This is a genomic window from Dendronalium sp. ChiSLP03b, assembly GCF_034531165.2.
In the GTDB taxonomy this organism is placed as follows: Bacteria; Cyanobacteriota; Cyanobacteriia; order Cyanobacteriales; family Nostocaceae; genus Dendronalium; species Dendronalium minutum.
This window is the reverse complement of sequence record NZ_JAVRBR020000018.1, coordinates 58,665-72,296: the sequence shown is the minus strand read 5'-3', so window position 1 is coordinate 72,296 and position 13,632 is coordinate 58,665. Positions and strand designations below refer to the sequence as shown.

11 protein-coding genes are annotated in these 13,632 nt (G+C 41.7%); 5 read left to right on the top strand and 6 right to left on the bottom strand.

Annotated elements, in window-relative coordinates; translation table 11 throughout:
- Positions 1-172: 172 nt before the first annotated feature.
- From RMY31_RS05015 to RMY31_RS04995, 5 genes are all read left to right on the top strand, one after another.
- Entirely contained in the window at positions 173-757 is a 585-nt protein-coding gene (locus tag RMY31_RS05015; protein WP_322659108.1) for an adenylate kinase family protein, read from the top strand.
- A gap of 292 nt (positions 758-1,049) precedes the next feature.
- Positions 1,050-1,793 (top strand): ribonuclease PH, encoded by a 744-nt coding sequence (gene rph, locus RMY31_RS05010; protein ID WP_322659107.1) that lies wholly within the window; start codon positions 1,050-1,052, stop codon positions 1,791-1,793.
- A gap of 328 nt (positions 1,794-2,121) precedes the next feature.
- On the top strand, positions 2,122-2,838 hold the full coding sequence (gene pgl / locus RMY31_RS05005; RefSeq protein WP_322659137.1) for a 6-phosphogluconolactonase: 717 nt from the start codon (positions 2,122-2,124) through the stop codon (positions 2,836-2,838).
- Between the two features lie 174 nt (positions 2,839-3,012).
- On the top strand, positions 3,013-3,879 hold the full coding sequence (locus RMY31_RS05000) for an FHA domain-containing protein (protein ID WP_322659106.1): 867 nt from the start codon (positions 3,013-3,015) through the stop codon (positions 3,877-3,879).
- Between the two features lie 200 nt (positions 3,880-4,079).
- The gene (locus RMY31_RS04995) at positions 4,080-4,823 is read left to right on the top strand and encodes a M50 family metallopeptidase (RefSeq protein ID WP_322659105.1); all 744 of its coding nucleotides are present in this window, start codon (positions 4,080-4,082) and stop codon (positions 4,821-4,823) included.
- 27 nt (positions 4,824-4,850) lie between these two features.
- On the opposite strand, the gene pstB is transcribed toward RMY31_RS04995, so the two are convergent.
- The 6 genes from pstB to RMY31_RS04965 all read right to left on the bottom strand — a co-directional run bounded on the left by pstB (position 4,851) and on the right by RMY31_RS04965 (position 13,388).
- On the bottom strand, positions 4,851-5,681 hold the full coding sequence (gene pstB / locus RMY31_RS04990; protein WP_322659104.1) for a phosphate ABC transporter ATP-binding protein PstB: 831 nt from the start codon (positions 5,679-5,681) through the stop codon (positions 4,851-4,853).
- 63 nt (positions 5,682-5,744) lie between these two features.
- On the bottom strand, positions 5,745-6,644 hold the full coding sequence (gene pstA / locus RMY31_RS04985) for a phosphate ABC transporter permease PstA (RefSeq protein ID WP_322659103.1): 900 nt from the start codon (positions 6,642-6,644) through the stop codon (positions 5,745-5,747).
- 5 nt (positions 6,645-6,649) lie between these two features.
- Positions 6,650-7,591 (bottom strand): phosphate ABC transporter permease subunit PstC, encoded by a 942-nt coding sequence (gene pstC, locus RMY31_RS04980; RefSeq protein ID WP_322659102.1) that lies wholly within the window; start codon positions 7,589-7,591, stop codon positions 6,650-6,652.
- Positions 7,592-7,629: 38 nt separating this feature from the next.
- Positions 7,630-8,631: a PstS family phosphate ABC transporter substrate-binding protein gene (locus RMY31_RS04975; RefSeq protein ID WP_322659101.1), complete on the bottom strand. Its 1,002-nt coding sequence runs from the start codon at positions 8,629-8,631 to the stop codon at positions 7,630-7,632.
- A gap of 89 nt (positions 8,632-8,720) precedes the next feature.
- Complete coding sequence (locus RMY31_RS04970) at positions 8,721-9,875, bottom strand: sulfate ABC transporter substrate-binding protein (protein ID WP_322659100.1); 1,155 nt, start codon at positions 9,873-9,875, stop codon at positions 8,721-8,723.
- Between the two features lie 375 nt (positions 9,876-10,250).
- On the bottom strand, positions 10,251-13,388 hold the full coding sequence (locus RMY31_RS04965; RefSeq protein WP_322659099.1) for a GAF domain-containing protein: 3,138 nt from the start codon (positions 13,386-13,388) through the stop codon (positions 10,251-10,253).
- Between the last annotated feature and the right edge of the window lie 244 nt (positions 13,389-13,632).

Sequence of the window (13,632 nt, the reverse complement as noted above, 5' to 3'; positions counted from 1 at the left end):
ATAAAACTAGTCGTAACAATCAAAATACCTAATTAGCATTTCTAAACTATTTCAGAATCTGCGATTAGAAAATGACAATATCCAGTTGATACCCGGTTGTTAGATGTCTTGTTGCTTTGGGCAAAACATATCTAGAATGTTATAAATTTTACCGATTTAGGAGTGAATTGTTGTGAGATTAGTGATTCTGGGGGGATCGGGATCTGGGAAAAGCACTCAAGCACAAAGACTTTGCAGATACTTTGAGATTCTTCAGATTTCTACGGGGGAGATTTTACGGCAGGCGATGTCTGGCGACAAGTCGCTTGAGAGCGTCTACGCTAAAGTTAGCACTCTAGGTCGCCATGCACAGCCATACGTGACCAGAGGGGAGTTAGTCCCAGACGAAATGATAATTGATTTAATTCGGTTGCGGCTCAAAAAGGCTGATGTCGATTGTGGTTGGATATTAGAAGGTTATCCCCGTACTGCCTTCCAAGCGGAGGAATTGGATTTTTTATTAGACGATTTAGGGCAAAAGTTAGACTGGGCGATTTATTTACAAGTACCAGAAGCAGTTATGGTTAGTCGATCTTTGGGGCGATCGCGTCCAGATGACCAACCCGAAATCGTGCATCGCCGAGTAGAAATATTTTACGATCGCACTGTTCCTATCTTAGAATATTACGACCGTCGCCGTCGGTTGTTGACTATTAACGGCGACCAGATACCAGAGATGGTGGAGCAAAAAATTTTGACTCTGCTCAGTATCCCATAATGGAGAGCAAGAGAAGAAAAGACAAGAAGCTTCAATCGTATTTCAATTCAGCAACGCCAGAAATAAAAATCAATCGGACTAGATGTCAAACAGTGTTGAGTTATCCTGACATCGACTTTGAGGAGTTGCTGTATACTTCACAGTAAATCCTTTAATAGTGGCCTAAATTCAAATTTCACATTTTATCCTTGAGAGTTGGATGCTGACCCCATAAAGCACTTAGATAAGTTGCAACACTAAGGTAATCTTAAGGCAGTATTCTTAACTATATGAAAATTTTGAGGCTACTCCAATGGTTTGGCAGCGTCCCGACGGTCGGCAACCCTACCAACTCCGTCCCGTAGGCTTTCACACAGGCTTTACCCGCTTTGCTCCTGGTTCTGTTCTGACAAAATGTGGCGATACTCAGGTGCTTTGTACTGTCAGTGTTAGTGAGGGAGTACCCAAGTTTTTAGCAGGAACTGGCAAAGGTTGGTTGACATCTGAGTACCGAATGCTACCTTCTGCTACTCAACAACGGCAAGAAAGAGAATTACTGAAATTATCTGGACGAACTCAAGAAATTCAGCGTTTAATAGGACGCAGTTTACGTGCGGCAATAGATTTCGGGGTTTTGGGAGAACGCACCCTGACTGTAGATGCCGATGTATTGCAAGCAGATGCTGGCACTAGAACAGCAGCAATTACAGGTGGCTTTGTAGCATTAGCTAATGCGATTTCGCAATTGTTGCAGCGGGGAGTAATAGAGCGATCGCCTCTGTGCGGACAAATAGCAGCAGTTTCTGTGGGTTTATTGCAGGAAGAGCCATATTTAGACTTAAACTATGTTGAAGATGTGGCTGCAACAGTAGATTTAAATGTAGTCATGAATCAGCACCTGGGAATAATTGAAATCCAGGGAACGGGGGAGGAAGGCAGTTTTAGTCGCACTCAGTTAAACCAGCTGCTAGATTTTGCTGAAAAAGGGATTCAGCAATTGTTAATCGCTCAACGAGAAGCGATCGCTAACTGGGAGGAAGTGTTTGTGGGGGATTAGGAGTTAGGAGGCAATTTTTCTAGTTAGTAAATTGTCCTTCGCCACAATTTATTCCCTATTACCCAGTTAAAAGTCGAGTAATTAAATATTTTTGTGAATATTTGGCAAGATTCAAAAAGTGCCCGATACACAATTCTCAGCAACAAAATATTTAATAATTGAAGATAAGGAAAAATCATCACAAGAACCATCATTAGTTAGTAATACTGACTAATGACCCCTTACTCCTGCATTCTGCCTCTTGATGTTAAAAGTTTCAAAAGTTCAAAAGGTAGATTGTCATAATTTATGTATTCTATTGCTGGAAGTCGGCAATGATGATGAAGTCATGAATAAAACGGTTGAAGTCCTACCGGATCAATCTGCACTGGTTGCGCGATCGCTGGAGTTGATCCTGTCCAAGTTGGAAACTGCCATTGGGCAGCGGGGGCGATTTACTATCGCTTTATCCGGCGGCAGTACACCTAAGCCGTTGTACGAAGCGATCGCCGCTGAAAAACTGCCTTGGGATAAAATCTATGTATTCTGGGGGGATGAACGTTATGTACCACCAGACCATCCCGATAGCAATGAACTGATGGCGCGGCGGGCGTGGCTAGATCGAGTTGATATCCCAGCAGCTAATATTCATGCCATCCCAACTTTAGAAGGCGATCCAGCAGCCTCAGCTACGAAATACGAACAGCATCTGCAAGAATTTTTTAATTCTTCGCCTGGAGAGTTTCCCGCTTTGGATGTAGCATTACAAGGAATGGGAGATGATGGACATACCGCATCTTTGTTTCCCCATACAGAAGCCTTAAAAGTCAGCGATCGCTTGATTACTGTGGGTAATAAAGACGGTAACCCCCGCATAACCTTCACTTACCCATTCATCAACTCTGCTCGCAGCGTCATTTTTGTGGTTGCTGGTGCTAATAAACGACCTGCTTTAGCTCAAGTTTTCGCACCCGTTGCAGATGATTCCACTTACCCATCCCGCTTAATTCAACCCCAAGGAGAACTTTGGTGGTTATTAGATGCGGAGGCAGGTTTGGAACTCTAACATTCACTTTCCTATCAGCAGTAATTGTTAAAATCGAAAGCTAGAGTCGCCGTTTTGCCGATTCTGCTCGATGGGAGCTGCCGTACCCTGCGGAAATCCGCAGAAAAGCGTCTATATAGTTCTCTCTGCTTGCCAGTACTCTTTTACGATGATCTTGAACAAAGGCTTAAATCGATGATCGTCTGCCCTAATTGCAATCACCCCAATCCCAACGGCGCTGTCCAGTGCGAAGCTTGTTATACACCGTTACCAGCGACAAGTAACTGTCCCAACTGTGGGGCAACTGTGCAGGCAGATGCTGCTTTCTGCGGTCAATGTGGTTTTAATCTGCACTCAACTGCTGCACCTGCTGCCGCTACTGCTGTGGCAACAGTTGCTCCTGATGTCTCAGTAGAAGTACCGCCATTAGTTACCCCTGACCCACTTTTGGAACTTTTACAACCAGATCCTTTAGGAATTAACTCAACTCCTTCACCCTTACCACCGACGGCAATGTCAGCACCAGCAGCTGAACCAGCACCGGAACCCGCAGCACCTCCACCAACTGTTGCTGCTTCTCCTATGATGTCTGAGCAAGAAATTCCTACGCCACCTCCAGAAGAAACATCACCTCCGCAGCCAGCACCAGTGCAAGCAGTAGTGCCTCCAGAACCAGCGCCATTACCTGCACCAACACCAGCTCCCGCAGCTGCTTCCAGAACGCAATTGCAGCAGGTAACGGCAAGATTATTCCACGTCCAAACCGATCGCGAGATTGAATTACCGCAAAGTTTGTCTGTGATTCATATCGGTAAGCCCAACGATCGCATTCCTCCAGATGTGGATGTTTCCGGATTTCCTAATTCAGAAATTGTTTCACGGATACATGCAGATATTCGTGTAGAGGGAGATGCTCACTATATAGAAGATGTGGGCAGTTCCAATGGCACTTATATTAACAATTTGCCACTATTACCTGGGAATCGACATCGCTTGCGACCAGGCGATCGCATTAGCCTAGGTAAGGGAGACTTAATGACGTTTCTCTTTCAGTTGGCGTAGCTAGAAGGCAGAAGGCAGGAGGCAGGAGTGAAGAATTTATCTCTCTTATCTGCCTACATCGTTTTCAACTACATAATTATTTCTGCCATGCTGCACTAATGCATCATCGTTCATAATTAATAATTCGTAATTCGTAATTAAGAACTAGTAGTCATAAATTACGAATTACGAACTACGAACTACGAATTAAAAAGTCACCTATGACAGAACCAGGAAAAGACTTTGAACCTTTGCTCGCCAGAGAGGCCCCGCCAGAAGTTGAACGCATGGGGCTGACTTGGCTAACGGTTGCAGCGATCGCTACTATCTTACTGTGGCAAGTTCCAGCGGGAGATTATATTTTATACCCCTTTACCATCCTGGCAACTTGGTTTCATGAAATGGGTCACGGCTTAATGGCACTGCTATTAGGAGGACAGTTTCAGAAATTAGAGATTTTTGGCAATGGTTCTGGTGTGGCAACTTATGGCATTTCCCGGTCATTGGGGCCAATTGGCCCGGGTTTAGTCGCAGCAGCCGGGCCGATGGGTCCACCTATTGCTGGTGCAGCCTTGATTCTGGCTTCCCGAAGTTTTAAAGCAGCTTCCCTAAGTTTGAAAATTTTAGGAAGTTTTTTACTGCTTTCAACATTAGTTTGGGTACGTTCCTTATTTGGATTGGTAGCAATTCCCCTGCTAAGTTTAATTATCCTCGGTATCGCCTTCAAAGCTCCTCGATGGGTACAGGGTTTTGCCATTCAATTTCTGGGCGTACAAGCTTGTGTGAGTACTTACCACCAATTAAATTATCTATTTAGCTACAGTGCTGGCCCTTTGGGACTGTCTGATACAGCACAAATGCAGCGGTATTTGCTTTTACCTTACTGGTTTTGGGGTGGATTGATGGCGATCGCATCTCTAGTGATTTTAGTTCAAAGTCTCCGCGTCGCCTATCGTTCTACATAAATGATTGGGACAACTATAGATTTGTCCTTAACCAAAGCGTCCGCTAATATACTCTTCGGCTTCTATCGTTTGCGGAGAAGTGAACATTTGCTGTGTAGAACTAAATTCAACTAATTTACCGCGACGTTTGCCGTGTTCGTCAATTTCTGTATTGAAAAACGCCGTCCAATCTGCAACTCTTGAGGCTTGCTGCATATTGTGAGTCACCATAATAATGGTGTATTGCTGCTTGAGTTCTAAGCAGAGTTCTTCGACTTGACGGGTAGAAATGGGGTCAAGAGCAGAACATGGTTCATCCATTAATAATACATCTGGCTTCATGGCGATCGCTCTTGCAATACAAAGTCGTTGCTGTTGTCCGCCAGATAATGCAGTACCCTTGTGTTTTAGTTTGTCCTTGACTTCATCCCAAATAGCGGCGCGTCTTAAAGAATCTTCTACCAATTCATCAATGTTACCTTTATAACCATTAGAACGCGGCCCAAAGGCAATATTTTCATATATTGACTTGGGAAAAGGATTCGGTCTTTGAAAAACCATTCCTACTTGTCGGCGTAATTTTACAGCATTGATTTTGGGATCGTAAATATTGCGCTCGCGGTAATTTAATCTACCCTCTACCTTGGCTCCAGGAATTAGATCGTTCATCCGGTTGAAGCAACGCAGTAAAGTACTTTTCCCACATCCTGAAGGCCCAATAAAAGCAACGATTTGTTTTTCGGGAATTTTTATGTAGACATCTAGAAGTGCCAGAAATCCACCATAGTAAACTTTCACGCCTTCAACATTGAATACAGAATTATCTTGTTGGTTGAGTGTGGCACTATCTGATTGACTTCTACTATTGCTATATGACATTTTGCTTATCTCCCAATAACCGTAAATACTTGTTCAATACAGTGAATTAATTAGCTTTATTACCTAACTAATTGTGAAGCGTTGCCGAATATAAATTGCCACACCATTTAACACTAAAATCAAGAGTAACAATGCAATAATTGTCGCTGCCGCTGCATTAGCAAAACCTGGCTCTGGACGAGTAATGTAACTATAAATTTGAATGGGTAATGCCATAAATCTCTGAAATAAACCAGGATTGAAGGTGAGAAAACCCACAGCGCCAACAACAATTAGAGATGCTGCATCACCAATGGCACGGGATACTGAAATAATCAGCCCTGTGAGGATACCAGGAATAGCATAAGGTAAGACATGACTGCTGATGGTTCGCCATTTTGTCACACCCAAGCCATAGGAAGCATTTCTCAGGGAATCTGGGACGGCGCGAATTGCTTCTCTAGATGTCACGATAATTACTGGTAGAGACAATAAAGATAAAGTCAATGCTCCCGAAATTAAAGCGGGGCCAAAACCCAGCAGATAATTGAAAACCCCTAAACCTAGTAATCCATAGACAATAGAAGGGACTCCTGCCAGATTGCTGATATTAATCTCAACAATTGCTGTCCACCAAGCTTTGGGCGCGTATTCTTCGAGATATAAAGCTGCTCCGACACCAATTGGTACTGTCACTACAATGACAATTAATCCTAAAAGAATACTGCTGACAATAGCAGGACGAATCCCACCTTGGTCAGGAAAACGAGAAGGGGTTTCTGTCAAAAAACCAGGTGTCAAAAATCTCCCGATTCCGTCTCGGAAAATATCAAAAAGTAGCAATGCTAGGATAAATAAACCAATCAGTAACCCTAACAAAAAAACTATTTCAAATACTTTTCCTAATGTTTCCCTACTCTCAACATTATCAGCAAATTCTGTTGTAGATTCCCAAGAATTATCTCGTTGATAACTTGTAGCCATGCTTATTACTCGTACTTTTCTTTATAACGATTAGCAATCCAGTAACTAACAATATTCAAAGTGAGGGTGATTAGGAACAAAACAGCACCTACGGCATATAAAGTTTTGAAATTAAGACTACCACGCGGACTATCACCACCAGAAATTTGTGCCATGTAAGCTGTCATCGTTTCTATTGATTCCGCAAAATTAACAGTCAGTTTTGGCTGTAGTCCTGCGGCGATGAGAACAGTCATTGTTTCACCAACAGCACGAGATATACCGAGAATAATCGAGGCTATAATTCCAGAAAGTGCTGCTGGGAGAACGACTCTAAAAATAGTTTCCAGTTTAGTGATACCTATAGCGTAAGCGCCCTCTCGCAAAGACCGGGGAACTGCTCGAATAGCATCTAAGCTGATAGAACCAACAGTGGGAGTAATCATTACCCCCATCATTAATCCTGCACTTAAAGCGTTGAATATTTCTAGAGGAAGCACGTTCCGTATTAATGGTGTGACGAACAGCAGTGCAAAGTATCCATAGACTACTGTTGGTATTCCTGCCAAAAGTTCTACTGCTGGGCGTAAAATTGCTGCTACTTTGGGTTGAGCATATTCACTTAAATAAATGGCAGAAGATAAACCCAGAGGAATAGCAACTGCCATGGCGATCGCTGTCGTTAAGAAAGTACCATTAATTAAGGGCCAAACACCAAAATGCCTGTCTGCAAATAGAGGTGTCCACTTAGTATCAAGAAAGAATTGGGCAAAAGAAACTTCTTGGAAAAAACCAAATGTCTCCTGAAAGATAATTACGACAATCCCAAAGGTAGTCAAAACAGAAACTAACGCACAAGCAAATAAAATTACCGCGATAATCTTTTCTGAAATATCTTCAGATGCATTTTTCTCTAGTGATTGTCTAGATAGTTGATATGAATCGTCTTGAGAATTTGTACTTTGCATAAACAGTTAAATTTTGACTACAATTCAGCGCAGTTTATTTAAATAAAGTTGGTAATTGGCTCACCTGGTTTAGCTTTTTTGAACTTTGTACCAGTTTCACCAATAGCGAATTTTTGTTTTACTCTGACGTAGGCTTCATCAGGTAGTGCAACATAACCAACGCTATCTACCCATTTCCAAGAATTTTCTAAATAAAAATCTACAAATTCTTTGACTGCTGGCTTAGTATCTAAAGATTTTTTACTGACATAGAGGAATAGAGGACGAGACAAAGGTGTGTAGATATTTTTGATGACATTATCCACAGGAACTGGTTTTTGACACTTTCCTGTAGGACTTTCTACAGCTACTAGATTGAGTTTTTCTTGGTTTTGAATGTAATAAGATATGCCTACATAACCCAAGGCTGATGCATCACCTGACACCCCTTGTACTAGTAAATTTTGATTATGACTAGGAGTGTAGTCTGTACGGCCATTCTTGGCTTTACCGGTAACAGCTTGAGTCATATAATCAAAAGTTCCAGTATCAGAAGCTGGAGCATATAACTTGAGTTTTTGATTAGGAAACTTGGGATTAACTTGGTTCCAAGTCAAGATTTTACCGTCTGATTTAGCACTCCAAATCTTGCTCAGTTCCTTGATAGTTAAACATTTGGCAAAGTTATTTTGACGGTTGGCAATCACGGCGATGCCATCTAAAGCTACGGGCAACTCAACAAAGTCAATCTTCTTACTTTGACATTTTTTGATTTCTTCGTCTCTAATGGTACGAGAAGCACCAGCAATATCAATATCACCATTACAAAATTTACTGAAACCACCACCAGTACCACTTGAGGCAACACTAACTTTAGCTTCAGGTTTGGCTCTCCCGTATTCTTCTGCAACTGCTAAAGAAATAGGAAAACCTACAGCAGCACCATCAATACTCACCTGACTTTTCAATTCTTGTCCGCCGTTACAAGCAGTGATGCTGCTGGCAATAAGCATTAAAGACGTTAAGCAGAAACTATCCTTAAATCGTCTACGAAAGCTCATAAATTATCAATCAAGTTAAAGTGATACAGAATTCCTTATGCTTTATATCTATCTGCAAGTAGAGAATGCTGCACTAAAAAAACTAAAGCTTATGCTTTTTTAGCAGTTTGAACTTTATCAAAAATTGCCCCATCGACAAAAAACTTTTTCTCGATGTTATCCCAGCCGCCTAAATCTTGAGACGTGAATAATGTATCTACTTGGGGATATTCTGATAAGACTTCTTGAGCAACGGTAGGGTTGACAGGACGATATTGTAATTTGGCAAATTCTCGTTGAGCTTCTGTTGAATAAAGGTAGTCAACAAATGCTTGTGCGACTTCTCTTGTACCGTGCTTGTCAACATTTTTATCAACTACAGCTACAGGGTTATCAATAGAAATATTGATTTTTGGTACAACATAAGGCAGTTTTGTGCCATTCTTTTCTGCCAAAATTACCTCGTTCTCGTAGGTAATTAAGACATCTCCCTGACCTTTTTGGAAAAACAAATCGCTAGCTTCACGAGCATCTTTTGTCAGCACAGGGGTGTTTTTATAAACTTTGGTGACATAATCTAGTGCTGCTGTTTCATCACCTCCTGCTTGAGTTACCGAACCCCACAAAGCTAAGAATTCCCAAATAGCAATACCAGAAGTTTTGGGGTTAGCGGCAATCAAGGTTACGCCATCTTTTGCTAAGTCTTGCCAAGTATAGATATTTTTAGGATTTCCTTCGCGGGTTACAATGGTGGCAACGGATCTGCTAACGATACCATTTCTGGGAGATTTGATTTCCCAACCTGATTTAATCAAACTTGCTTGCTGAATTTTGTTGACATCTAAGGGAAGTGCTAGGTGTACTATATCTGCCTCTTGTGAGCCAGCAATAACAGCAGCAGCTTGAGCGCCAGAACCTCCATAACTTGGCTCAAAAGTGACATTTTGATTATGCTCTTGTTTCCACTTTTGCACAAATTTGGGAATTATTTGATCGTGAGCTGCTTTGGTAACGGAGAATGAGACAAGCCTGAGTTTGACATCAGCCTTGGAAGCTGAGCTTCCAGAGCAGGCAGCCACTGCTATACTCAAAACAGTACCAACCAAAAACAAACACACAAACCTTTGCACAGAACTTTTGTTTATCCAACTTCTGATTTTTCGTTGATACAAAAGCTGTATAGCCTGCAAAGTTTTCGTGGCATAAATCTGCATTCCCTCAATTAGGTAATTTCCTAACCGTGTCGGATGTTGCAACTTGCTCATCAGAATTTACTCCTAAAATCCACGGTATCTTGAGCGAAATACCGTAATTAGAGAAATTATAGAGCATGTAGAACAAAAGTTCTTATCTGTCTTCAATTTTGTTTACTAAGTGAACAAGTCATCATAAAGATTAGCTACAAAATCTAACCAGCTAATATGCATTTACTTCGCAATATGTTCGTAATTAGGGGAGTTAGTAATCAGAATGTAGAAAGCTTCTGAATTCTGGCTGTTGATTTCTGAATACTGCTTTAACACGCAAATTAAATGTCAATTAGCTTACCACCAGGGCATAAAAAAATAGGTTTTTCACTATCAAGCGAATAAACCCGGTTGCATTCATAACATAACTAACTACAATAATTGGCATTAGAACTACTGTATGGGAATTTCTATCCAGAACTCACAACCGTTACCAGGTTCAGAAATACACTTGATTTGACCCCCGTGTTTTTGCACTATAATCTGGTAACTAATAGATAGCCCTAGACCAATACCTTGACCAGGTTGTTTAGTGGTAAAGAAAGGCTCAAAAATGCGCGATCGCATACTGCCGGGAATACCACAACCATTGTCAGCAATGCGAATCTGAATAGAATTGTCTTCTGTAACTTCTGTGCGAATCCGAATCTGTGGTTTGTCTGTTGTTTTTGTCTTGACTGCTGAATACTCACTACCTACCGCTGAGTGTTCTAAAGCATCAATAGCGTTGTTGAGAATATTCATAAATACCTGATTCATCTGGGCTGCATAGCAAACTACTAAAGGCAAATTCCCATATTCTTTAACTACCTCAATACCAAGAGAATGAGTCTGTGGTTGCAGACGATGTTGCAAAATATACAGAGTGCTGTCGATACCTTCATGAAGGTCAACAGGCTTCATTTCTGCTTCGTCAAGTCGAGCAAAAGTGCGTAATGACAAAACCAATTGCGAGATGCGTTCTGCCCCCATCATCATTGAAGTTAGAATTTTGGGCAAGTCATCAGCAATGAAATCTAAATCGAGTTCTGCTGCTTGTGTTTGGATTTCCGCTTTTGGTCTGGGATAGTTTTTTTGGTAAAGGCGCAGAAACTTAAATAAATTTTCGGTATGTTCAGTCACATAAGTGATATTACCGTAGATAAAACTAATTGGGTTATTAATTTCATGTGCTATCCCAGCCACCAACTGTCCTAAGCCAGCCATCTTCTCACTTTGAATCAACTGGCTTTGAGTATGCTGTAATTCTTTGATAGTCTGGGTGAGTTCTTCCTTTTGACGCTGAGTCTGTTCGAGCAATTCTGCTTGCTGGAGTCCTACTCCTAATTGAGTACCAATTTGTACCAATAAATCGACTTCATCCTCTTGCCAATGACGAGGTTCGGTATTTTGATACGCTGCAAGTAATCCCCAGAGTTTCTCACCCTGAAAAATCGGCACAATCATACATGCTCTAGCTTCCATTAATGCGAGCAAAGCAGTATGACGAATAGAAGAATTGGTGTTGTAAATGTCTTCTATAACCAGAATCTTGCCATTAGCAAAGTCTCCTCCTTGGGTGTTTTGCAAGTAATCATCTGCAATTACAGGTACAAGTTCTCGCACTTGTTTCAAACCCTGAGCTAATGACTCAGCCACAAATTCACCACTCCAATCAGAACCGAAGCGATAGATGGTGACTCGGTCAACTTCTAATAGTCGCCGGACTTCTTGAGTACTAGTGGCAAAGATTGTTTTCAAGTCAAGAGACTGGCGAATTTTTTCTACCGTTGCAGCTAACGTCTTCTGTCTTTGTGTGGCTTTACGTTCTCGTTCTGCTGCTTTAGCTAATTGCTCGGCTTGCACTTGTACTTGTTTCAAAGTCTCTGCTTGCTGTAATGCTACCCCCAGTTGTACGCCAACTTGTGCTAGCAAATTGATTTCATCATCTTGCCAATAACGGGGTTGAGAGTTTTGATAAGCTACTAACAATCCCCACAAATTCTCGCCCTGACGAATCGGTACAAAAACTTCATTACGCGCATACTTACCTGCTTGTGTTCCTTGCAAAAGGACGCGTTCTGTAACAGGCTGCGACTTAACTATCGGTGTCCAACCATCAACAATGGAATCGGCGACAAATTCACCACTCCAATCAGGATAGAAACGATAAATTGCTACTCGTTCTACTTCCAATAGTCGTCGGACTTCTTGAGTAGTGGTTTTAAAGATAGTGTCAATGTCAAGAGACTGACGAATTTTCTCTACCGTGTTCGCCAGTCCTCTTTGCCGTTCTGCGGCTTTGCTGAGTTCAGCTGCTTGGCTCTGCATTTGTTGTAAGAATTCTGCCTGCTGCAAAGCTACACCGAGCTGGGTGCTAACTTGGGTGAGCAAGTACACCTCATCTTCTTGCCAATGGCGTTGTCCGGTGTTCTGGTAGACTGCTAGTAAGCCCCAGAGCTTTTGACCGTGGTAAATAGCGATGATTACATAAGCTTTTGCTTGATAAATCTCTAAAATTTTAATGTAGCAATCGCTAAAACCAGCATTGTAAATATCATTACAAACACGGTATACTTCGCCCCTAGTAAAGACACTGCCTCCTGTAGCTTGTAAATAAGTATCTACAATTGGGCTTTGGGCTAAATCTTTGACACTACACTCGCTGACATTTTCACACAATTGCGGTTGTCGTAACTGCTCATACATGAGGGAAGACCAACCCTCTGCTACTGATTCAAACACGAATTCACCACTCCAATCTGGATTGAAGCGATAAATAGCTACGCGGTCAGCATGTAGTAGTTGGCGAATTTCTGCGGTGCTTGTGCGGAAAATGCTTTCCAAGTCGAGAGACTGGCGAATTTTCTCAATAGTTATAGCTATGGTTTTCTGCCATTCTGCTACTTTTTCTCTCGCTTTTGCTTGTGCTAGTTGTGCCGATTGTATTTGTACCTGTTCTAGGTAATCTGCTTGCTGCAATGCAACTCCTAGATGTTCGGCAATTAGTTGCACAAACTCAATTTCTGATGCTTCCCATTGCCGAGGACTACTACACTGATGAATGCACAGCAATCCCCATAAATCTTTACCTTTCATCAGGGGGGCAGCTATATTGGCACGTACTTGGAATCTTTCTAAAATCTGGACATGGCAATCACTCACACCAGCTTCGTAGATATCAGCCATTACTTTAATCCGACCTTGCTGATATAGTCCGGCAAACTCCGCAGCAAAGCAGTGGTCGCGTAGTTTGGCTGTTAGTGCTGAACCCCATCCTACTCCCACATCCTCGTAGAGAAATTCTCCTTCCCATTCCAACTCAGGATAAAAACGAAACACTCCAACTCGGTCAGTGTTCAGCAGTTGTCGCACTTCAGTGACGGTAATTTTAAATATGGTGTCAGTATCAAGAGATTGACGAATATGAGCAATTACTCTAGATAAAGCTTTTTGTTGCTCGCCCTGATGCTGGTAACATGTTGTATCTAGCTTATATTCTTGTTGGTCTGGAGTTGTTTGTATAAGTTGGGGACTAGAAGAGTTTTCCATTCTCAGTGGAACTTTAAATATTGAAAGTCTTCAATCTTATGATTCCCCTAGCAATGGAAAAGGTAACAGTTATTTCCTATGTATGTAGATAAAACAGTGTAGGGACACGATATCAGAGACTTCCAAATCAAAAAATACCACTAGCCAATATTTGATTTTTGACCGTTAACAGTCAAAAAACAATGGCACAGAGTAATTTCTTTGTGAAAGTTCCCTTATCCTGTCCCTACAAAAATATTGTGCA

Bases quoted from the DNA above. Each gene is read 5' to 3' on its own strand.
- rph (WP_322659107.1), top strand. From the start codon at position 1,050: ATGGTTTGGCAGCGTCCCGACGGTCGGCAACCCTACCAACTCCGTCCC.
- pgl (WP_322659137.1), top strand. From the start codon at position 2,122: ATGAATAAAACGGTTGAAGTCCTACCGGATCAATCTGCACTGGTTGCG.
- RMY31_RS05000 (WP_322659106.1), top strand. From the start codon at position 3,013: ATGATCGTCTGCCCTAATTGCAATCACCCCAATCCCAACGGCGCTGTC.
- RMY31_RS04995 (WP_322659105.1), top strand. From the start codon at position 4,080: ATGACAGAACCAGGAAAAGACTTTGAACCTTTGCTCGCCAGAGAGGCC.
- pstB (WP_322659104.1), bottom strand. From the start codon at position 5,681: ATGTCATATAGCAATAGTAGAAGTCAATCAGATAGTGCCACACTCAAC.
- pstA (WP_322659103.1), bottom strand. From the start codon at position 6,644: ATGGCTACAAGTTATCAACGAGATAATTCTTGGGAATCTACAACAGAA.
- pstC (WP_322659102.1), bottom strand. From the start codon at position 7,591: ATGCAAAGTACAAATTCTCAAGACGATTCATATCAACTATCTAGACAA.
- RMY31_RS04975 (WP_322659101.1), bottom strand. From the start codon at position 8,631: ATGAGCTTTCGTAGACGATTTAAGGATAGTTTCTGCTTAACGTCTTTA.
- RMY31_RS04970 (WP_322659100.1), bottom strand. From the start codon at position 9,875: ATGAGCAAGTTGCAACATCCGACACGGTTAGGAAATTACCTAATTGAG.
- RMY31_RS04965 (WP_322659099.1), bottom strand. From the start codon at position 13,388: ATGGAAAACTCTTCTAGTCCCCAACTTATACAAACAACTCCAGACCAA.